Source organism: Paenibacillus sp. FSL E2-0178, from assembly GCF_038593005.1.
In the GTDB taxonomy this organism is placed as follows: Bacteria; Bacillota; Bacilli; order Paenibacillales; family Paenibacillaceae; genus Paenibacillus_AQ; species Paenibacillus_AQ phytohabitans.
Genome location: NZ_CP151953.1, coordinates 5,065,886 through 5,086,062, shown reverse-complemented (window position 1 = coordinate 5,086,062; position 20,177 = coordinate 5,065,886). Strand labels below are relative to the sequence as shown.

20 protein-coding genes are annotated in these 20,177 nt (G+C 55.5%); 6 read left to right on the top strand and 14 right to left on the bottom strand.

Annotated elements, in window-relative coordinates; translation table 11 throughout:
• Positions 1-10: 10 nt before the first annotated feature.
• The 6 genes from MHI42_RS22165 to MHI42_RS22140 form a co-directional block, all read right to left on the bottom strand.
• Positions 11-877: a DMT family transporter gene (locus MHI42_RS22165; protein ID WP_342420680.1), complete on the bottom strand. Its 867-nt coding sequence runs from the start codon at positions 875-877 to the stop codon at positions 11-13.
• Positions 874-2,103, bottom strand: coding sequence for a multidrug effflux MFS transporter (locus tag MHI42_RS22160; protein WP_342420679.1), 1,230 nt, complete (start codon positions 2,101-2,103; stop codon positions 874-876). Before MHI42_RS22160 ends, MHI42_RS22165 begins: the two co-directional genes overlap by 4 nt.
• 261 nt (positions 2,104-2,364) lie before the next feature.
• The gene (locus MHI42_RS22155) at positions 2,365-2,982 is read right to left on the bottom strand and encodes an alpha/beta hydrolase (RefSeq protein WP_342424784.1); all 618 of its coding nucleotides are present in this window, start codon (positions 2,980-2,982) and stop codon (positions 2,365-2,367) included.
• 2 nt (positions 2,983-2,984) lie between these two features.
• A complete protein-coding gene (locus MHI42_RS22150; RefSeq protein WP_342420678.1) occupies positions 2,985-3,935 on the bottom strand; it encodes a ring-cleaving dioxygenase in 951 nt (316 codons plus the stop codon).
• 127 nt (positions 3,936-4,062) lie between these two features.
• The gene (locus tag MHI42_RS22145) at positions 4,063-4,464 is read right to left on the bottom strand and encodes a DoxX family protein (RefSeq protein WP_039308226.1); all 402 of its coding nucleotides are present in this window, start codon (positions 4,462-4,464) and stop codon (positions 4,063-4,065) included.
• A 261-nt stretch (positions 4,465-4,725) separates the two neighbouring features.
• Positions 4,726-5,217 (bottom strand): MarR family transcriptional regulator, encoded by a 492-nt coding sequence (locus MHI42_RS22140; protein WP_342420677.1) that lies wholly within the window; start codon positions 5,215-5,217, stop codon positions 4,726-4,728.
• 1,309 nt (positions 5,218-6,526) lie between these two features.
• On the opposite strand from MHI42_RS22140, the gene MHI42_RS22135 reads away from it, so the two are divergent.
• From MHI42_RS22135 to MHI42_RS22115, 5 genes are all read left to right on the top strand, one after another.
• Positions 6,527-7,177, top strand: coding sequence for a futalosine hydrolase (locus MHI42_RS22135; RefSeq protein WP_342424783.1), 651 nt, complete (start codon positions 6,527-6,529; stop codon positions 7,175-7,177).
• Positions 7,177-8,028, top strand: a complete 852-nt coding sequence (locus MHI42_RS22130; RefSeq protein ID WP_342420676.1) for a 1,4-dihydroxy-6-naphthoate synthase — start codon at positions 7,177-7,179, stop codon at positions 8,026-8,028. Before MHI42_RS22135 ends, MHI42_RS22130 begins: the two co-directional genes overlap by 1 nt.
• A 53-nt stretch (positions 8,029-8,081) precedes the next feature.
• The gene (locus MHI42_RS22125; RefSeq protein ID WP_342420675.1) at positions 8,082-8,906 is read left to right on the top strand and encodes a class I SAM-dependent methyltransferase; all 825 of its coding nucleotides are present in this window, start codon (positions 8,082-8,084) and stop codon (positions 8,904-8,906) included.
• Between the two features lie 136 nt (positions 8,907-9,042).
• Positions 9,043-9,717 carry a hypothetical protein gene (locus MHI42_RS22120; protein WP_342420674.1) on the top strand — a complete coding sequence of 225 codons (675 nt, stop codon included), beginning with the start codon at positions 9,043-9,045 and terminating at the stop codon, positions 9,715-9,717.
• Positions 9,718-9,881: 164 nt separating this feature from the next.
• Positions 9,882-10,004, top strand: coding sequence for a hypothetical protein (locus MHI42_RS22115; protein ID WP_342420673.1), 123 nt, complete (start codon positions 9,882-9,884; stop codon positions 10,002-10,004).
• Positions 10,005-10,164: 160 nt separating this feature from the next.
• On the opposite strand, the gene MHI42_RS22110 is transcribed toward MHI42_RS22115, so the two are convergent.
• The 5 genes from MHI42_RS22110 to MHI42_RS22090 all read right to left on the bottom strand — a co-directional run bounded on the left by MHI42_RS22110 (position 10,165) and on the right by MHI42_RS22090 (position 14,421).
• Positions 10,165-10,506, bottom strand: coding sequence for a hypothetical protein (locus MHI42_RS22110; RefSeq protein WP_342420672.1), 342 nt, complete (start codon positions 10,504-10,506; stop codon positions 10,165-10,167).
• Positions 10,507-10,582: 76 nt separating this feature from the next.
• Complete coding sequence (locus tag MHI42_RS22105; protein WP_171720782.1) at positions 10,583-11,656, bottom strand: ABC transporter substrate-binding protein; 1,074 nt, start codon at positions 11,654-11,656, stop codon at positions 10,583-10,585.
• A complete protein-coding gene (locus tag MHI42_RS22100) occupies positions 11,653-12,480 on the bottom strand; it encodes an ABC transporter permease (RefSeq protein WP_039304962.1) in 828 nt (275 codons plus the stop codon). The genes MHI42_RS22105 and MHI42_RS22100 overlap by 4 nt, the downstream gene beginning before the upstream one ends.
• A gap of 20 nt (positions 12,481-12,500) precedes the next feature.
• Positions 12,501-13,307, bottom strand: coding sequence for an ABC transporter permease (locus MHI42_RS22095; RefSeq protein WP_042140354.1), 807 nt, complete (start codon positions 13,305-13,307; stop codon positions 12,501-12,503).
• On the bottom strand, positions 13,297-14,421 hold the full coding sequence (locus tag MHI42_RS22090; RefSeq protein WP_171720783.1) for an ABC transporter ATP-binding protein: 1,125 nt from the start codon (positions 14,419-14,421) through the stop codon (positions 13,297-13,299). Before MHI42_RS22090 ends, MHI42_RS22095 begins: the two co-directional genes overlap by 11 nt.
• A gap of 294 nt (positions 14,422-14,715) precedes the next feature.
• Here MHI42_RS22090 and MHI42_RS22085 point away from each other — a divergent pair, with 294 nt between their 5' ends.
• Positions 14,716-15,816: an FUSC family protein gene (locus MHI42_RS22085; protein WP_171720784.1), complete on the top strand. Its 1,101-nt coding sequence runs from the start codon at positions 14,716-14,718 to the stop codon at positions 15,814-15,816.
• 482 nt (positions 15,817-16,298) lie between these two features.
• On the opposite strand, the gene atzF is transcribed toward MHI42_RS22085, so the two are convergent.
• From atzF to MHI42_RS22070, 3 genes are read right to left on the bottom strand one after another with little or no spacing between them, the layout of a single operon-like run.
• The gene (gene atzF / locus MHI42_RS22080; protein ID WP_342420671.1) at positions 16,299-18,077 is read right to left on the bottom strand and encodes an allophanate hydrolase; all 1,779 of its coding nucleotides are present in this window, start codon (positions 18,075-18,077) and stop codon (positions 16,299-16,301) included.
• Positions 18,078-18,083: 6 nt separating this feature from the next.
• A complete protein-coding gene (locus MHI42_RS22075; protein ID WP_340989548.1) occupies positions 18,084-19,721 on the bottom strand; it encodes a PucR family transcriptional regulator ligand-binding domain-containing protein in 1,638 nt (545 codons plus the stop codon).
• 13 nt (positions 19,722-19,734) lie between these two features.
• Positions 19,735-20,166 carry a cupin domain-containing protein gene (locus tag MHI42_RS22070; protein WP_342420670.1) on the bottom strand — a complete coding sequence of 144 codons (432 nt, stop codon included), beginning with the start codon at positions 20,164-20,166 and terminating at the stop codon, positions 19,735-19,737.
• Between the last annotated feature and the right edge of the window lie 11 nt (positions 20,167-20,177).

Genomic DNA, 20,177 nt, shown 5'->3' with positions numbered 1-20,177 from the left:
GTCTGTTACCCTACGACTTGCCCGGCTTCCGGTTAACCAGTGTTACGCTCAGCAGGATGATAACCAGTCCGGCAAGGGTATTGGCATAGACCGGCTCATGCAGGAAGATGGCTCCCCACATCAGGCCGAATACAGGGACGAGAAATGTGACGCTGACGGTCTTGACCGGGCCGATGCTGGCGATCAGGCGGAAGTACAGCAGGTAAGCCACCGAGGTACAGATCAGCGACAAACCAAGTACGGAGTATACCGCAGCGGCCGAGGGCAGATGATCCGGGGCAAAAATAACCGCCAGCGGCAGCAGCACCACGCTTGCACCCAGCTGTTGTCCGGCAGCAAGCGCCAGCGGAGTGAGGCCGAAGCCTACACGTGAAGCATATAATCCTCCAAATGCATAGCACAATGCGGCGCAGAGCGAGTACCCTACTGACAAGAGAACTGTACTTGTGAGCGGTACCGGACTCCAGCCGACCAGAACAGCTACGCCAATTAGACCAATGATCAGGCCGGCCGACTTGGCCAGGCCCGGCTTCTCCTGCCGGGTTCCCCAGGCGGCCAGGGCCGCAAACATCGGGGTCGTGGCATTCAGGATTGCCGCCAGCGAAGCACTCAGATGCAGCTCAGCCATGCAGATTAGGGTGAACGGAAGTGCGGCATTAATGGCACCGAGCAGCAGGAACTGCTGCCAGTGCTTCAGGATGCCCAGCTTGCGCCGGGTCACAAACGCATAGAACAGCAGGGCTGCTCCGGCAAGCGTAACACGCAGCTCGGTCGTGAAGACCGGCCCCAATTCAGGAGAGGCGATCCGCATGAACAGGAAGGAGGCTCCCCAGGCAAAGGCAAGCAGCAGCAGGGTCGTGAGATCCTTGCGGCTCATGGCTTGTCCGCCCTTTTGCAGAGCAGCAGGTAAGATAAAATGGACAGGATGCCTGCTCCCGCGATGACCAGCGCCATCGGCACAGCAGAGTCACTGCCGCCAAGTCCGACTAACGGAGCCGCACAGCTGCCCAGCAGCAAGGGAAGCAGACCCAGGAGTGCAGAGGCGCTGCCTGCGGTTTCTCCCTGATCCTGCATGGCAAGCGAGAAGCTGGTTGTACTCACCAGACCCACACTGGAGACCACGGCGAACAGGCAGACCAGAATCGGTAGCAGTCCGCCTCCGGCAAGGAGGGTAACCAGCAGCAGGACACCGCCGAAAGTACAGAGCAGAAGTCCGCTAATCAGCAGCTTGCGCTCCCCTACTCTTGCGGACAACCGGCCGGCAATCTGCCCGGAGATAATAATGCCGAGCCCGTTAACAGCGAAGATCAGGCTGTACATTTGCGGGGATACCCCGTAAATAATCTGCAATACGAAGGAAGAACCGGAAATATAAGCGAACATGGCTGCTGTAACGAAACCCTGGGAGAGGGCATAGCCCATAAACTTGGCATTGCCGAGCAGGATACGGAAGGTGAGCAGCGTTCCTTTGAGCCCGCTTTTGATCCGGCGTTCTTTGGGCAAGGTCTCCGGCAGACGCAGCAGAATGATGGCCGCAAAGAGCAGTCCGAACACAAACAAAACTACAAACACACCCTGCCAGGTCGTTACTCTCAGCAGCTGTCCCCCGATGACAGGAGCGAAGATCGGCCCCAGCCCGTTGACAATCATCAGCAGCGAGAAGAACTTGGTTAATTCCGAGCCGCTGTAGATATCACGGACCGCCGCCCGGGAGATGACCACGCCTACTGATCCGGCCAGGCCCTGGATGAAACGCAGAAACACCAGCAGGCCGATAGAAGGACTGAACGCACAGAGCAGTGAAGAAACCGCATAAATCACCATACCGATAAAGAGCGGAACACGGCGTCCATGCACATCGCTGAGCGGTCCGGCCACCAGCTGGCCCGAGGCCAGCCCCATCAGGAAGAAGGTCAGGCTGAGCTGCACCATAGCCGGACTGGTGGCGAAATGGGTGCTAAGCGCAGGCAGAGCCGGCAGATACATATCAATCGACAGAGGGCCAATCGTGGCGATGGCTCCCAGAATGACCGCCAGCTGCAGCCGCTGTTTCTTCGAAGGCCCGCCCTCCGCAAGGCTTGAAATATGGTTTTGCTTAATCATAAATAGTGACGCAACCTTTCTTATGGTACCTCTTTAAAAGACGGCAAATCCGTTTTTGCTCAGGTCCGTTTTTTATTCTTCATACTACCCGATCACAACCTGAATGTTCAATGCTTTTGTGCATTAACGGGGAATAGAACGGGGGAGCAAATATATCTTGGACCTATAACCTATATATCGCAAAGAACCGCCTGCAGGAGCCGGCCGGCCGATCATATCACTGATCAGCTGCCCCCGCAGGCGGTTGTCTGTATAGTTATATCATTCTCCGGAAGCTGTGAGTCCGGCTAGCCAGTCCCTGGCCGCTTCAGCTTCGGCGGTGCTCAGGCGGTGTCCCTGATTGCCCCAGTGCGAGGTGACTTCGGCTCCCGCGCCGCTCAGCAGGGATTCCAGCTCACGTGTCTCTTCGGAGCGGATGATCGGATCATTGGTTCCTGCCCCGATAAAGACCGGAACCCCCTGCAGCGACGGAATCGCAAGGCCGCGCAGCGGCACCATCGGATGCAGCAGCACTGCCGCGCGGAAGATGCCTCCGTAATGGAAGAGCAGGCTGCCGGCGATGTTCGCACCGTTGGAGTAGCCTACTGCAACCAGATTGCCGGTATCAAATCCGTACTTCGCTGCAGCCTCGTCCAGGAACTGCTTCACCTCATGGGTGCGGAAGATCAGATCCTCCTCGTCGAATATTCCTTCAGCCAGCCGCCGGAAAAAGCGCGGCATGCCATTCTCGAGTACATTCCCGCGGATGCCCAGCACCGAAGCGCCGGGAGCCAGCAGCCCGGCCAGCGGCAGCAGGTCATGCTCGTTGCCGCCTGTGCCGTGGAATAATACCAGCGTCGGCTGAGTAACATCCGTACCTTGATGGAATACATGCGTCATATTCATTTCTGATTCACCCCGATTTCGCGGATTTCAAATAGGCTCAAGTTATCTTCTATCGCCGCACGCTGCGGTTCAAACCATGCCGGAAGCATCAGCTTCTGTCCCAGCGCGTCCGGTGCTTCATCACGGGCAAAGCCGGGAGGATCGGTCGCAATCTCGAACAGGATTCCGCCTTCTTCACGGAAGTAGATGGCATTGAAGTACTGGCGGTCCTGCACCGGAGTCGGCTGGTAGCCGTGGCTCTGTACGCGGCGGCCCCATTCCAGCTGCTCGGCATCATCTTTGGCGCGCCAGGCGATGTGGTGGACGGTACCTGTGCCGCCAGCCCCCTGCGGAACCGGAGTAGCCTTCAGATCGATGATATTCCCGATATCACCGGCAGCTCTGTACCGGATGTAGCCGTCACCTTCAGCAATCCGCTCCATTCCCAGCGTACGGGAGAGAGTGTCTGCTGTTTTGTCCGGGGCAGCGCTGTAGAGAACAGCACCTCCGAAGCCTTTGATCGCATGTTCTACAGGTACTCCGGCGAAGGACCAGGTGCTCAAGGAACCCTCTTCACGTTCCACCAGCTCAATCCGCAAACCGTCGAAGTCCGCGAAGGAGAGATAAGACTCGCCGATCCGGCTTACCTTGGTAACCGGAATCTGATAAGCGGCCAGCCGCTGCTCCCAGAACCCGATGGAGCCTGCCGGCACAGCATAAGTGGTTACGCCAACCTGACCGCCGCCGATTCTGCCCTTGCGTCCGGTAGACCAGGGGAAGAAGGTAATAATGGTGCCCGGTGCACCCTGCTCATTGCCGAAGTAGAGATGATAGACGTCGGGTGCGTCGAAGTTGATGGTTTTTTTGACAAGGCGCAGTCCGAGAATTCCGGCATAGAAATCAGCGTTACGCTGAGCATCTCCTACAAAAGCGGTGATATGATGAATTCCTGAAGTTTGCATAGTCATGATTATTACCTCCTGAAATTGGGTGTGTTGTACAATCTGTTCTTTTGTAAAATGAGGATGCTATCTTGACGTCCGCCCTGGGCAGCCGCCCGCTGTCTGTGGAGCAGGCCGCCTGGCGTACCGGCTATTATTTAAAGAAAAGTGCATCAAGTGAAATCGAACCCGGACCCGCCAGAGCCACCCCGACCGCAACCACCAGTACCGTTAATGGAAACTCGATCCCGTTAGCCGTAGACCAGAACCCGTTAGGAGCATGGACTTTGACAATTGCGCCAAGCATGGTTGCGGCAATCAGCACAGCAGCTACCGGAGTCAGCAGACCGAGTGTGAAAAGCAGTCCTCCGACCAGCTCCATCAGTCCTGCCAGCACCGCCATACGTACGCCGGGCTTAATGCCGATCGACTCCATCCAGCCGCCTGTACCTTTGGGGCCGTAGCCGCCGAACCAGCCGAACAGCTTCTGTGCACCATGCCCGATAAACGCTACACCAATTACCAATCTCATCAACAATAAACCTACACTAACCATTTTAAACACTCTCCATTCTCTCAATTTTAATTATCTTAACGTTAAGATATTAGGTAAAAATTTTTGGTCCTGCTGATCTATATATAATTTGCCCGCCATTCGGGGACTTGGCATTTTCATTGAATACCAATTCATTATTACACTGTTAAATTTATGGACTGCCTGATCTTCAATGCTCATCTTGCTGCTAAAGCTAAGCTAACAGTCAGCTATCGAGTTCCAGCCGGCTGTTCAGAAACCCGCTGTGCTATTCCCGGTCTTCTATACACCCTTGCCCAGCTTCTTCAGCAGTTGAGTGGCCTGAGCCTTCTCTTCACTATCCAGCCCGCCCATCAGGCTGTGTATGGAACTGACATGACGGGGGAAAATATCATCGAACAGCTCGCGTCCCGCTTCCGTAATCTCGGCATAAGTCACACGGCGGTCGTCCTCGCATGGAACGCGCTTCAGTAGTCCGCGCTTCTCCAGCTTATCAATGTTGTAGGTGATGCTGCCGCTGGTGACAAGAATCTTCTCGCCAATCTGCTGCAGTGGAATCCGCGTTCTATGATACAGGACTTCCAGCACCATGAACTCCGCCGATGCCAGCCCGTGGCTCTTCATATCCTTCACCGCCTGATCCATCAGGCTCTTGTAAGCCTTGGACAGAACAACGAATAATTTCAGTGACGCCGCCTGCTCCTGATCGATGGTACTGTCAGCTGCTGTGTTTGTTGTGCCGCTTGTGCCTATTGTCTCCTTATTGCCGCTCATAATGTGCACCTCCTGTCGTGTTTGCGTTTATCTTTAAGTTAATTATCTTTAAGTTAAGATAAATATACAGCATGACGATTTCATTGTCAACTGATTAGGGGAAGATTTTTTAAATACCAGATTGTATATGGTGACTATATAGGAAGTTGTGTGAAAATACTCAGGGATTACCGGGGGATTACTGAGGGAAGGGATTGATGGAGTAACTGGGGGTGCGCTGGGGGTGCGCTGGGGGAGTATTGATTGGAGTGCTGAGGGAGTACTGAGGGAGTATTGATTGGAGTGCTGTTGGAGTGCTGGTGGAGTGCTGGGGGAGTGCTGGGGGAGTACTGTTGGAGTGCTGATGTAAGTATAAAGCGAGGTACTGAGGGAGGCTTAGGGGATTAATTTTCGATTAATAGCTTTCGTTCTCCCACCAGACGTCTTGGTTGATCTCCGAATTGCTGGTTGTCTAGAATGAGGCTATCGCTCAAATTTTAACTGTAGTTTGTACAACTAAAACGACCTATTTCTGCGCAGGAGCAGTTTTAATTGCACTTTGTACACTTATAAAACGTTACTATGCCGTATAAGAGCAGTTTTCCTAATTATAATTGTACGGAATACAGTTATCCTTGCTGATGTGGATTTTCGCCGTCTTTTAACTGCACGAAATACAATTATCCGCTATGCGCTCCGCATTGCCTTCCCCAGATAACCCTCTGGCGCAATGGTCTGTCCCACATGCCACGTGCATTTAAAAGTTCCATCGGTAAAGTCTGTTGTATTTCATACAATTGATTTCCAGATTCCTGCTCAAAGCCGCCGATTCCACAGTATTCTGCTGTACATAGTGCAATAGGGAATAGAAACCAGGCCTGAGCTTAGGATGATTCAATTACAGTTAGATTAAACATCTGTTTCGGAAATTCCTTCAGATCAATCTAGATACAGCTTGAGTTCACTTAGTAAAGAAAGATTACAGCAAGGACTCGGTTTGACCTCACTCCCAAAACGGCGTATCCTTTTGGGTGCGAATGTAAGGAAGCAGTTCATTACATATAAAGGAGGCAACACCTGGATGGATTCAACGGAACTACCGGAATGGGATGCCCATGGCTGCGATAATGCGGAAGGGAATTCTGCTGAAGTGGGTACAGCTGAGCAGGATTTAGCAGAGCGGGATTCTGCGGAACGGGGTACAGCAGTGCGGGATGGAGCGGTGCGGGATTCAGGCGTGCAGGATGCAGCAGTGCGGGATTCAGGCGTGCAGGATTCAGCGGTGCGGGATTCAGCGGTGCGGGACGCGTCCGGCAATGCTGCCCGGCTTATTCCGCCGGGCGCTAACGTGCTGATCGTGACCGCTGTCGCAGCCGAGCGGGATGCCGTCCTGCGCGGCCTGCAGGGCAGCCGCAGGTTCCATGTCATCGCAGCGGGCGCCGGCACCGCTGCGGCTGCGGCGGGCACCGCCGCCGCTCTGGCAGCCGGCTCCTACGGCTGCGTCATCAGCGCCGGGATCGGCGGCGGCTTCCCCGGCCGTGCACCCGTAGGCTCGCTGGTCGTCGCCAGCGAGATGCTTGACGCGGCCCTCGGCGCAGAGACGCCGGAGGGCTTCCGCAGCGCTGCCGAACTTGGCTTCGGCAGCGTGTCCGTGCCTGCGCCGGGCGGCACGGTCCAGGCCCTTGCGGCCGCGCTGGCAGCGGCCGGGCTTGCGGTAAGCACGGGCACCGTGCTTACCGTGTCGACCGCGACCGGCACCGCCGGGACGGCCGCGGAGCTTGCCGCGCGCCATCCGCAGGCGGCGGCGGAAGCGATGGAAGGCCACGGGGTCGCCGTGGCCGCACAGGCTTTGGGGATCGCAGCGCTGGAGCTGCGCGCGATCTCGAACCCGGTCGGCCCGCGCGACCGGGCCGCGTGGAAGATCAAAGAAGCCCTGGACGCCCTCACAGCGGCAGCGGCTATTCTACTGGAGGTGCTGTAATGACAACCGAACTTCATATTGCTTTTTCTCCATGTCCTAACGATACCTTCGTATTTCATGCCTGGGCGCACGGGCTGGTACCGGATGCACCCAAGCTGGAGGTAACCTTTGCCGATATCGATATCACCAACGGACTCGCGGCAGACGGCGCCGGTCCGGAAGTGCTTAAAATCTCCTACGCCGCGCTTCCCTGGGTGCTGGATAAGTACAAGCTGCTGCCTTGCGGCGGTGCGCTTGGACGGGGCTGCGGTCCGCTCGTACTGACTCGCAAAGGTGCAGGTGCCATCAAACATCCGCGTCAGCTATCCGGCCGCAGAATAGCCGTGCCAAGCGAGCGCTCCACCGCCTACCTGCTCTTCCGGCTATGGGCTGCGCAGCAGGTGCCGGACGGCCCGGCCGAGATCGTCGTCATGCCCTTCGATGAAATCATGCCTGCTGTACAGAATGGCACGATTGATGCCGGGCTGGTCATTCATGAAGCCCGCTTCACCTACCCGTCCTATAATCTTAACCTGCTGACTGACCTCGGCAGCTGGTGGGAAAGCGACACCGGCCTGCCTATTCCGCTCGGCGCGATCATCGCCCGTCGGGATCTGGACCACGAGTCCATTACCGGCTGGATCCGCAGCTCTTTGCAGTATGCCTGGGATCATCCCCTGGACTGCCAGGAATATGTCCTGAGCCACGCCCAGGAGCTCTCCCCGGAAGTAGCCAAATCTCATATTGATCTTTACGTCAACGAGTTCACGATGAACCTGGGCGAGGACGGCTACGCGGCAATCTCTGCCCTGCTGACCCGCGCCGCTGCTGAGGGTCTTGTGCCTGCCATTGATCCGGAACTGCTGCTCTAGCTTGGACCATCTATGATGAAGAACAAACAAAACTCCTAAGGAGGCTGATTCCTATGATTCCTGCAGGCAACAGCAAGCCTAATATTGACCGCTTCTTGGGATATCAGGACGAATACGACCGTTACCGGCCTGAAGCGCCGCCGCTGGTTATTGAGCTGTTGAGTAATTACCTGGGCCGCCGTCCGTCCGCGGTGGCTGATATAGGCTGTGGCACCGGTCTGTCCACCTTCCTGTGGAAAGACGCCGCCGACTCCGTAACCGGAGTGGAGCCTAACCCGGATATGCTGGGCAAAGCGCAGGAGAAGCTGGACCGCCTGCACAGCGGGACTGAATCCGTATCCTTTGTCCAAGGCTACTCCAATCAGCTTCCCTTCGCCTCAGAGGGCGTCGACATCATCACCTGCTCGCAGTCATTCCACTGGATGGACCCGGCCAGCACACTTCAGGAAATCTCCCGCTGCCTGAGTCCCGGCGGAGTGTTCGCTGCCTATGACTGCGATTGGCCTCTGGTACTGAACCCCGCTATTGAAGCCCGTTACAATGGGCTGATCGCCACTTCGGATGACCTGCTCGCCGGGCTTCAGCCCGATGCCGAACAGGCCCGTAAATGGGATAAGGAAGGACATCTCGGCCGGATCAAAGCCAGCGGATGTTTCACTTACGCACGAGAAATTGTTTTTCACAACACAGAAGCCTGCGATGCAGAGCGCTATATCGGCCTTGCCCTCAGCCAAGGCGGAATGCAATCGGTTCTGAAGCTTAGCCCGGCCTCTCTTGAGCAAGATATTGCTGAGTTCTCGGCAGAGGTTAAGAACTACTTCCGAGGCCGGACATTGCAGGTGCTGATTAGCTACCGGATGCGGATCGGCGTGAAATAGAAACTTTTCCTGCAATATTCTAGTCAGAATCAAGCTTGTAAACTATACTTAATAACAGCGAGACGAAGAACGTCCCGGTTTTCCCCAATTGGGGGAGCCGGGGCGTTTTCTATTTTCACGGGGAGGTTGGAGCGTAATGATATTTGAAGAAGCACATCTGCAGTTTATCAACGGACATCTGGGCAGCAGGCCTGAGGGAGAACGGCGGGCACGATTGGATCGGGGGCACCGGCATGCCGAGGTTCTGTTCCTGAGGAACATCTGGTGGCCTCTGCGGGGCCACTTTGGCGGACTTCATCCGGAGTATGAAGTCATGGACTGGCGGGGAAGATCTTATTTTGCAGATTTCGCCTGGTTACCGGGATACGTGAAGCTGCTCATCGAGATCAAAGGCTATGCCTCACATGTACGCGATATGGACCGGACTAAATACTGCGGCGAACTTAACCGGGAAACGTTCCTGTACGCCATGGGCTATCATGTGATTTCATTCGCGTACGATGATGTTGAGCAGCGCCCTGAGCTTTGTATGACCCTGCTGCGAATGGTGCTGGGCAGATATCAGCCTGCTGAAGCACCTGTATCCCGTGTGCAGCTTATGGAACAGGAGGTACTCCGGCTAGCCATTCAACTCGCCCGGCCCATCCGTCCTCAGGATGTTAAGCAGCATTTCACCGTCAATTACAGAACCGCAGTCCGGACGTTACACAATCTGGCTGACAAAGGCTGGCTCCTTCCCGTCCCCACCAGCAATCAGGAACGGACCGCACGGTATGAGCTGAAACGCAGTGTGCTTGAATATTTTAATTAGTCTCATAAGGAGCAATCTACTTGCGATTCCGCAGCAGACCAAATTTAATGTAACGGCTGCGGGCAGCGGACCAGCATTAATGCGATCCGTTGCGAGGCCGTAGACTGACGTAGATGAACATTGCAACATCAAGTGGCTCACCACTATACTTGTCCGCTCGACGTTTGCCCAGTAACATGTATCCGAAAGGTACGCTGAGCTTTAACCAGAACCGCCAGCAACGTTCAGGTGGATCGTTGAACCCGCTGCTGGCTGTAGGCTATAGTGCCGCGAATCAACTGCTGTAACAGTAAGTGGAAAATGGTATCTTAATTTATCGATTTCGTAGGATCGTGGGCAAGCAAGTGGAAAAACAGCAACTAATTGGGGTGATTTCAGCTACTTGGGGTGAAATGTAATAATTTAAGTGCTGTTTATCCAACTGCTGCATTCGCAGGGTTCATTCGTTCACCAGTAAGTGTAGAAAATCCAACTAACACTGCCTCCTATAGCTTCAGTAGCCGGTGAGGGCCATGCAATTCTCCAACAAGTCATGTCCCTCACCTGTGCTCTGACCCTAACCTTCAGCTTCGCCCTTCTAGGCAACCCCTCTGACCCTCGCCTTTCAGCTTCATCCTCCTCCCCTTCCTCTAGCCTCAGCCCTCCAGCTAACTCTTTCTCTTCAATCCCTCTAGCCTTAGCCCCCCCCTTTCTCTCCCTCCAACTTCCCCCTTCTAGCCCAATCCCTCTAGCCTTATCCCTCCAGCTTCCCCTTCTCCCCCTCCTTCTCACTTCCCCCTCCAGCCCCATCCTTCTAGCCCCTCCCTCCAGCAAAAAAACACCCGCATGCGAAACCTCCGCATGCGGGCACTCAATGACCGGCAACCTACTTCTTATTCATCTTAAACTTCAGGAACAGCTCGTTATAATGGGCAAGCATCCGCTTGCCGAGGTTATCGTAGACCTCCAGCCGGTCTGTGATCTCGGCGGGCGGGTAGAAGCGTTCGTCACCGGAGATGTCCTCCGGCAGCAGCTCCAGGGCAGGAACGTTCGGCGTGGAGTAGCCGACATATTCCGTATTCTGCGCCGCCACATCCGGACGGAGCATGAAGTTGATGAACTTATGTGCCCCTTCGATATTGGCTGCTCCGCGCGGAATGACCATGTTGTCGAACCATATGTTCGAGCCTTCCTCCGGCACCACGTAATCCAGCTTGTCGTTCTCATCCATAATCTCCGAAGCATCGCCGGACCAGACGATTCCGACAGCCGCCTCTTCGTTCGCCAGCAGCATCTTGATCTCGTCGCCGACGATCGCCTTCACATTCGGCGACAGCCGGTTCAGCTTGGTCAGCGCTTCCTGCAGATGCTCTTCATTCCTGTCATTGACGGAATAGTGCAGACTGTTCAGCGCCATGCCCATCACCTCGCGTGCTCCATCGACCAGGAAGATATTATTGTCCAGCCGCTTATCCCACAATGAATCCCAACTGCTGAAATCGATGCCCTCGGTCATCTCGGGGTTGTAGATGATACCTACCGTCCCCCAGAAATAAGGCACCGAATACAGGTTGCCGGGATCAAAGGACAGATCCATGAATTTGGAACCGATATTGGCCAGATTCGGAAGCTTACTGTGATCCAGCGGCAGCAGCAGCTTCTCTTCCCGCATCTTAGCAATGGCATAGTCGGAAGGGACCACGACATCGAAGACCGTACCGCCCTGCTCAACCTTGGTCAGCATCGCCTCATTGGAGTCAAAGGTCTGGTAGATCACTGTAATGCCCGTTTCCTCCTGGAACTGCTCCAGCAGCTCGGGATCGATGTAATCGCCCCAGTTGTAGATCGTCAGCGTATTGCCGCCGGAATAGCCTTCGGCCGAGTTCAGCCTGGAGGCCAGGAACATCAGCCCGAATGCTACGATCAGAATCGCCAGAAACGTATTTACCAGCTGTTTCATCTTGGCACCCCCGCTTCTGCTACCGGTTCTGCAATATGCATAGCCGGACGGCTCTTCCGCTGGTTAAGGTAGTAGTAGCCTATTACCAGCAGGATGGTGAAGAGGAAGATCAGTGTCGACAGTGCATTAATGGACAATGAGACCCCTTGGCGCGCCCTCGAATAGATCTCAACCGACAAGGTGGAATATCCGTTGCCTGTTACGAAGAAGGTTACCGCGAAATCATCCAGGGAATAGGTCAGGGCCATGAAGAATCCGCTGAAGATCCCCGGCTTAATGATCGGCAGAATCACCTTCGTCAGCACATCACGGCGCGTGGCCCCAAGATCCCGGGCGGCGTCGGTCAGTGTCGGACTCATCTCCTGGAGATGCGGCAGGATCATGATAACGGCAATCGGAATGCTGAACGCCACATGCGAGAGCAGAACGGAGGTGAAGCCCAGCTTGATCCCGACAATCGTGAACAGGATCAGGAAGGAGGCTCCGATAATGACATCCGGGCTGACAATCAGCACGTTATTCAGCGAGAGCAGCGTGTTCTTGGCCCGGCGGCTGCGGACATGCTGAATCGCCAGTGCCCCGATGATTGCAATCAGCGTTGCAATCGCCGAGGACAGTAGCGCAATAACCAGTGTGTTAATCATAATAATCATCAGCCGGGTATCGGCCACGACTTCGCGGTAATAATCCAGCGTGAAACCCTCGAATTCATGCATGGTTCCGCCGCTGTTGAACGAGTAGTACATCAGATAGAAAATCGGCGCGTACAGAACCAGGAAGACCAGCACCAGATAGATATTCGCAATCCCGTTTTTATTTTTGATTTTGTTTCTATTCTTGCTCTTCACGCGCGCCCTCCTTTCCGCGAGCTGCCCGTAAGTATCATGAACAGCGCCATAATGGCGATCAGGAATACCGCTACCGTGGAGCCCATGCCCCAATCCTGTGTGACCAGGAAATGCTGCTCAATAGCGGTGCCGAGTGTAATCACCCGGTTGCCGGCAATCAGACGCGTAATCATAAACAGCGACAGCGCGGGAATGAATACCGCCATGCAGCCGGAGCGGACCCCGGAGATCGTGAGCGGGAACACTACCCGCCGGAACGTCGTCCAGCCGGAGGCGCCCAAATCACGCGCAGCATCCACCAGCGACAGATTCATCTCATCCAGTGCACTGAAGATCGGCAGGATCATGAATGGAATGAAAATATAGACGGACACAAACACAAAGCTGAAGCCGGTGAATAGGATCTGCTGCTCCCCGAGCCCCACCAGATCAAAGAAATTGTTGACCGGGCCGAAGGTGCCGAAGATGCCGATGAAGGCATATGTCTTCAGCAGCAGATTGATCCATGTCGGCAGAATAATCAGCAGCAGCCACAGCTGCTTATGCTTCGTACGCGTCAGCAGATAGGCTGCCGGGTACGCCACCAAGAGCGAGAACAGTGTGATCAGAAAAGCATACCAGAAGGAATTCAGCATCATTCTCATATATACCGGTGTGAAGAAATTGACGTAGTTATCCAGCGTCAGCTTCCCGTCCAGATCGAACAGGGAATAATAGACAACCAGCAGCACAGGTGCAATAACAAACAACGCAATCCACAGGTAATACGGGATGAGGTAGTACGACTTGCCCTTACTCTTCATCGCTCTCCACCTCGCCGTAAGCCTCCAGACGTTTGTCGAACTCTTCCTCCGTTTCGCCGAAACGCATAACATGGATCGCTTCCGGATCAAAATACAGCCCGATTTCGCTGCCTACCTCCGCCTTGCGGGTGGAATGGACCAGCCATTCGTGGCCGGAACCGTCATAGCAGCTGATCTCATAATGCACTCCCCGGAACAGCTGGGAATCCACACGCACCTTCAGCTTACCTGCTTCCACGGTAGCAATCTCCAGATCCTCAGGACGGATCACAATTTCCACCGCTTCATTCGGCTTCAGACCGGCATCGACGCACTCGAACCGGTGGCCGTTAAACTCAACCACATAGTCCTCAATCATCACGCCCGGTACAATATTCGACTCGCCGATGAAATCGGCCACGAACCGGTTGATCGGCTCATCATAGATATCATTAGGCGTACCGCTTTGCTCAATCTTCCCGCCATTCATGACGAAGATCCAGTCTGACATCGCCAGCGCCTCTTCCTGGTCATGGGTAACGAAAATGAAGGTGATGCCCAGCCGCTGCTGCATTTCCCGCAGAATATACTGCATCTCCGTGCGCAGCTTAAGGTCCAGTGCCGATAACGGCTCGTCCAGCAGCAGAACCTGCGGCTCGTTGACAATCGCGCGTGCAATTGCGACCCGTTGTCTTTGTCCTCCGGACATTTCATTAATGGCCCGCTGGTCATAGCCGACCAGATTGACGAAGCGCAGCGCTTCCTGCACCTTTTGATTAATAACATCCTTCTTAAGCTTCTTAATCCGCAGTCCGAAAGCCACATTCTCGAATACGTTCAGGTGCGGAAACAGTGCATAGTCCTGAAATACCGTATTGACCTGCCGCTCGTTGGCGGGAATGTGGTTGATGATTTTACCGTTCAGATAAATAGAACCTTCAGTGGGCTCGGCGAAGCCGGCGATGAGTCGCAAGATGGTCGTTTTCCCGCAGCCCGAGGGGCCCAGCAGAGTATAGAATTTACCGCGTTCAATTTCGAAGCTCACGCCTTTGAGTACAGCCTCTTCGTCGTCATATTGCTTAATAACCTGATCAAATGAAATAATAGTGCCTTCCGGGGTAGCTATAGCTAACAACCTCCCTTACCTTATGTAGTACAACCTATTTTACCCGCTTCTTGCGGGAGACAATCCAGAAACAGCATGCTCAGCGCGGATAAGCGACAATTCCTCCCCTTGTTCGACAGACTTCAATATATATAGCATATAGGAATAATCCTATATATGCGATAGCTTACATTATTAAATGCATTGCAGAAACTTAACAAGTTCGTAAAAAATGAACCCGGCGGGGCCTGTTTTGAGGTGCTATAATGAAAACGGCTGAAAAACATAAAATTTTTCTTACATTTGCGAAAGAAGATGACTACCATGAACGAGGGGTTACAAGACCGCCTTGAGAAGTTCGGATTATCCCTTTATATGATACGTGTTACCCTTGCTGCATCACTATCCTGGCTCGCGGTACACAGCCTGTATGGCGACCGTTATCTGTACTTTGCGCCGCTGGCGGCGATTCTTATCACCCAGAGCAGTGTCAAAGCCTCCCTCGAAAAAGGGGTGTACCGGCTGCTCGGTATTGTGCTAGGCGGAATCGCCAGCCTGGTTGTGGGCCGCTTCTTCGATGTTGGTGCGCTCTCGATTCTGCTGATGCTGCTGCTCGGAATAGGCGTAGCCACCGCCTGCCGGATTAATATCCAGGCCGTTTCACAGGTTGGCGTCACTTCCGTCCTGGCGCTCACCTTCTATCATGACCAATATATCGTCTGGAGAGTCGCCGAGACCTTAATCGGTGTACTGATTGCCTTAATCATAAATATGATTATCGTTCCGCCCAAGGGGTTCGTCAAGGTCAAAGACTTGGCACTGAGGGGCAGCCTGACACTGTCCGATGCCTTAACCGGTCTAACTTCCGGGGGACGGGATGCTACGCAGGCGCTGACCGCACTTAAGCTTTCCGGTGAACTGCTGGGCAAGAGCAAGCAGCTGCAGAAGGAGCTGCACTTCACGCTCTCCCATTACCAGTGCCGCAAAGAGCTCGGTACGCTGTCACAGGCAACCTCTCATCTCAGCAGGGTGCATTCCTACGTCAAAGGAATTTCCGAAGAGCTCTCGCTGCTCCCTGCCCATTATGCCGCAGCCGACTGGATGACAGAGGTGGTAACGGCAACGGCAGACTGCATTGCCTTATATGGCACCCGGACGCTGTCCGATGCGGAATGCGGACGTTCGCTCCCCGAGAGCCTGCGCCGCGCCCGTGATGTACAGCTGGCCTGGTTCTCTGAGCTGCAGGGCCAATGCCCGCTCGCCGCATTCCGTGATCTTGGCGCGGTGTTCTCGCATCTGAACCGGATTCTTGAAGAGATTGAACGTGCCGATTATGCGGCAATCTCAGTCGCAGCACAACCAGCCAAGGCTGTACCGGCGCGCGCTATACGTTTCATACAAAAAGGACTCTCCCATAAGCTATAAGCTGGGGAGCGTCCTTTTTTTTTGGGGTGGGGGCTAGTACAAGTGAACAATTCAACAATTCAACAATTCAACAATTCAACAATTATGTGAAGTTCAGATCGAAGTGAGCATTCCATGATAGTTGTATTCTGTACAATTAAAAACAGCAAAAAGGATGGCTTTCCTCTGATAACTGTATTCTGTACAACTAAATTTGCCCGAATGAGTGAAACCCAATCTATATAGAGCAGTTTAATTGTATGAAATACAACTAAACAGATGATCGGTTATAAATCAGAGGATTTAGTTGTACAAAGTGCAATTAAGTATACCGCATGTACCGCAATCGGGGCACTGCGTTATTATTATAGCTTGCCTTCTTCCGGAATATCAAAAAAACCCATGAGCAGCCTGGAATCTACACCGCTTGTCAGGCATATCAAATCGCCCCGCAAGCCATACTTCTGCTTGCGGGGCGTTCGCGCGTTCCAACAGGACGTTACTCAATTCACGGGCAGATATCTCCAGCCCCCGTGCGCCGTAATGTTCTCGGCTCCGGCGGCGGCATAGCCTTCGCAGATGAAGCCGGTCACTTCCCGGCCGTCTTCGAGCACCACCCGCCCCAGGCCCAGCGGAGCGGGTATGAGCGACGCGAATGCGCCCAGCGATGCCGCCGGCATCCGCCACAGCTCCAGCCCGACAGAGCCTCCGCCTGCCGATTGTCTGAGCAAGCCGGGCTTCGGCGGCACCGTCTGGAGCTTGACCAGCTCATAGCACGGGGCCGTCCGCGCCTCCTGCCAGAACCGGGCGCCATGCTCCAGCATCTGCTTCTCCAGCGGGAAGCCGCGCATATGAAGACCGCAGACGGCCAGTGTAATCATGCCCGGCGATACCGACTCATCAGGCTCACCTTCCGCCGAACCGCGCGGGCTCTCTCCAAGAAGCAACGCGCCCGCTCCCGCCAGCAGATGCTCGCTGTCCGCCAGAGCGAACATCGTGATGCCGAAGGGCAGGCCCTCCGCCGCATCCCCGGCAGGAACCGCCACGGCTGACAGATCAAGCAGGTTGCAGTGGTTGGTATAGCGCCCCATATCGGAGTTGGCCCCTACCGGATTACCGGCAACCTGCTCCCGGGTCCAGGTTCCGCCGCAGGTGGGGAGCACCAGCACGGCATCCTTCAGCAGCAGCTCCGCTTCCCGCTTATAGCGCTGCAGCCGGTGCATGGCCCGGAACAGGCTCGCGGCCGTATGGCGCCCGGCCGCCCCGGAAGACAAGATGGACTCCGTCACCGGCAGCACAGCTTCACGGTGATTCTCCACGAACTCACCCAGACCGGCCCAGCGCTCGGCTACCCAGGGACCCTCGTACAAGATAGCTGCCGCTTCGGAGAACAGCGTACAGTCCACCCGTTCAACCGGCAGCCCCAATGCCTGCACGGCTGCTTCGGCCCGTCCCCAGGCCTCCCGGTATTCTTCGGCATGGGGGCCATAGAACTCCGGCGGAGCCTCCGGAAGCAGCAGCTTCGCCGGAAGAGCGGCGGGCCCCAGCTTCACGGAACGCGACCAGGGGTCAGCTTCATCGAAGCCGCGCGCTGCGCGGTCCACCGCGAGGGCATCCTCCAGATTGTGCGCAAACACGGTGACGCAGTCCAGGCTGGCACAAGCGGGCACTACCCCGCGCACCGGCCAGGCGCCGAGGCTGGGCTTATAGCCGACCAGCCCGTTCAGCGAGGCAGGCACGCGGCCCGAGCCGGCGGTATCGGTGCCCAGGCTGAACACGGCCTGGCCACGGGCAACAGCCACGGCGGATCCGGCGCTGGAGCCTCCGCTGATATATTCCGGGCGCAGGGCGTTATGAGTCTCGCCGTAAGGGCTGCGTACACCAACGAGACCGGTGGCGAACTGGTCCAGATTGCTTTTGCCCAGAGGGATAGCTCCCGCAGCAACCAATCTTGCGACAACCGAAGCGTCATGATCCGGCTGATAAGCATATTCAGGACAAGCCGCCGTTGTGGGCAGTCCCTTAACATCGATGTTATCCTTAACGGCGAACGGAATGCCCCACAGCGGATGGCTCTGCGGGTCCAGCTCCCTGAGCCTCTCAAGAAAGGGACGGATATGCGCCTCGGCAGGCGGTTCAATCCAGATGTTCATTTCCTTGTCGCGTGCAGCGCGGCGGATGATCTCCCGGACCACCTCCTCCGGGTCCAGCACACCGCTTAAATATTGCCCGCGCAGCCAGCCTGCGGTCAGCTTGGCGGGAAATTCAGTTATTGCCGTCATGATTCTTCATCTCCTTCTCTGCGAATCCGTACGTACCCTGCGGCCGCTGCTCATCTCGTGCAGCTTAAGCGCAAGCTGCAGCTCCAGCATATCGTCACCGTCATTCTGGCTGAGTCCCAGCAGCTCGCAGGCCCGTTCTATCCGGTAAGTCACCGTATTATAATGGGTGAACAGCTCGGCTGAGGTCCGTTTGATGTTGCGGTTGCACTTGAAATACAGCTGGAGTGTCTGCACGAGAGACACGCCATGCTTGCTGTCATACTCCAGCAGCGGAACGATGTACTGGTCCCTGTACGCGCTGATCTCCGCAAGCTCCGGCAAATGGTACAGCAGCCTGAAGACACCCAGCTTCCGGTAATCCACATAAGCCCCGCTGTAACCGCTGACCTCGCAGATACGGGCGATTTTGCGGGCGGACTCATAGCTGAAGCGCACCTGGTCGGGACCTTCCGCAAGATCTCCGATGCAGAAGGCGCAGCTCTCCTTGGCAAACACCCGGTTCATCTCAGCCAGCAGCCGTCCCAGCGTTTCCTCCAATGGAATATCCGGCTGCTCAGGAACCGTCAGAACCAATTCTCCTTCAAGGATCGTAAGCTTCACATGCTGAAGATCTCCCCGGGCCCGCACCCGCTTCACCGCTTGCTGCAGCTGCTTAAGCTCCGGCTTCTCCTCCAGCCAGCCGACGGTTACGGCGCGCAGCGGACGCTCAGGAAGCGGGCAGCCGCAGGCCTCGGCCCGCAGCTTCAAATCCTCGGCTGCGGCAATCCGGCCGCTGATCCAGTCCTGCAGAAACTGGTCGACATACTTCAGTTCAACCTCCCGGCGGGCACCGGCGTTGATCATCTCCAGCCCGACCAGTACCCCCACCCGGTCAATGGTTAACTGATCTACAACCGCCAGCTCGCGGTTCCACTCCAGCAGCACCAGCAGGCATTGATCCACTCCCTTGTCATGGACGGACGATACATAGGCGCGGATCCGCCGCTCTCCGACCGTCAGGAAGGTTATCCCGAGACTGCCCTCCTGGCGCAGCTGCATCCATAACGGAAGCTGCTCTGCCAGCTCCAGCGCCTCTGCCTGCGGGGAACAGAGGACCTGATCGGTATCATCCAGCAGCACAACCGGATTATGCAGCATACCATCCAGCGTCAGCAGGAAATCCTCGATGCCGTCACCATGCAGAAGCTGCTTGGACAGCTTCTGGAAACGGCTCTGCAGCTGGGAGAGCTCCCTGGCCTCCTGCACAAGCACCCGTTCCATAATGTCACGTACAACGTCGGAGAAGGAGATAGCCGCCGGCAGCTCGAAGATCGGGAAATTAAGCTGATCCGCCAGCTCCAGCGCCCGTGCAGGAATTTCATCGATATAACGCTTGGTCTTGATCCCAAGCGCGGATACGCCCTTCTGGTTCAGCTGGGGAATAATCTCGGTGATGAGCTCCGGCTGACCGTGGAAGGGGAAACCGCTGGTAATCAGGAATTCTCCCGGACGGACCCAGTCAATCACATCGGGAACCTCCATCACATTGACACGGTTAATGTAACGCCCGAGGCCTCCGGCTCCCGCCAGGACCACCGCTTCCTTCAGATCGGGAATCAGCAGGATATCGCTGCAGTTCAATCCGGTGATTACATTGCTGCCCATAGCTCCGCCGCCTTTACTTTAGCTTGGAAGAATACACATCCTCGATCAGAGTGGTGCCAAAAAAATGGTTCGCAGGTACATTCGGCCCAGACGGCACAAAAATACTGATCTGCTCAGACGGCGAATCACCCGCATTCGCAACGGAGTGGACTACACCCGCAGGTACATGGAAGGTATCCCCGGCCCGGTAGCTGTACCATTCACCCTCGCATAGCAGCTTGACCTCCCCCACAGTGATATGAATAATCTCCACCACATCATGATGGTGTGGCAATACCTGACCGCCAACACCCAGCTTCTCCCACAGAATCGAGCTCATCCGGATGCCCAGACGGTCCGCCTGCGCTGCCGAGACGATCTCCCGGTGGTACAGCTCAATATGATTCGGCATTAACTCCCATGTCATGTCCGCCGCTGTCAGCACTTCCGTTTCCTGTGTATGCATAATCCATTCCT

Bases quoted from the DNA above. Each gene is read 5' to 3' on its own strand.
- MHI42_RS22075 (WP_340989548.1), bottom strand. From the start codon at position 19,721: ATGGGCAGCAATGTAATCACCGGATTGAACTGCAGCGATATCCTGCTG.
- MHI42_RS22105 (WP_171720782.1), bottom strand. From the start codon at position 11,656: ATGAAACAGCTGGTAAATACGTTTCTGGCGATTCTGATCGTAGCATTC.
- MHI42_RS22140 (WP_342420677.1), bottom strand. From the start codon at position 5,217: ATGAGCGGCAATAAGGAGACAATAGGCACAAGCGGCACAACAAACACA.
- MHI42_RS22160 (WP_342420679.1), bottom strand. From the start codon at position 2,103: ATGATTAAGCAAAACCATATTTCAAGCCTTGCGGAGGGCGGGCCTTCG.
- MHI42_RS22125 (WP_342420675.1), top strand. From the start codon at position 8,082: ATGATTCCTGCAGGCAACAGCAAGCCTAATATTGACCGCTTCTTGGGA.
- MHI42_RS22070 (WP_342420670.1), bottom strand. From the start codon at position 20,166: ATGCATACACAGGAAACGGAAGTGCTGACAGCGGCGGACATGACATGG.
- MHI42_RS22145 (WP_039308226.1), bottom strand. From the start codon at position 4,464: ATGGTTAGTGTAGGTTTATTGTTGATGAGATTGGTAATTGGTGTAGCG.
- MHI42_RS22095 (WP_042140354.1), bottom strand. From the start codon at position 13,307: ATGAAGAGTAAGGGCAAGTCGTACTACCTCATCCCGTATTACCTGTGG.
- MHI42_RS22110 (WP_342420672.1), bottom strand. From the start codon at position 10,506: ATGGGGCTGGAGGGGGAAGTGAGAAGGAGGGGGAGAAGGGGAAGCTGG.
- MHI42_RS22165 (WP_342420680.1), bottom strand. From the start codon at position 877: ATGAGCCGCAAGGATCTCACGACCCTGCTGCTGCTTGCCTTTGCCTGG.
- MHI42_RS22120 (WP_342420674.1), top strand. From the start codon at position 9,043: ATGATATTTGAAGAAGCACATCTGCAGTTTATCAACGGACATCTGGGC.
- MHI42_RS22150 (WP_342420678.1), bottom strand. From the start codon at position 3,935: ATGACTATGCAAACTTCAGGAATTCATCATATCACCGCTTTTGTAGGA.
- MHI42_RS22130 (WP_342420676.1), top strand. From the start codon at position 7,177: ATGACAACCGAACTTCATATTGCTTTTTCTCCATGTCCTAACGATACC.
- MHI42_RS22155 (WP_342424784.1), bottom strand. From the start codon at position 2,982: ATGACGCATGTATTCCATCAAGGTACGGATGTTACTCAGCCGACGCTG.
- MHI42_RS22085 (WP_171720784.1), top strand. From the start codon at position 14,716: ATGAACGAGGGGTTACAAGACCGCCTTGAGAAGTTCGGATTATCCCTT.
- atzF (WP_342420671.1), bottom strand. From the start codon at position 18,077: ATGACGGCAATAACTGAATTTCCCGCCAAGCTGACCGCAGGCTGGCTG.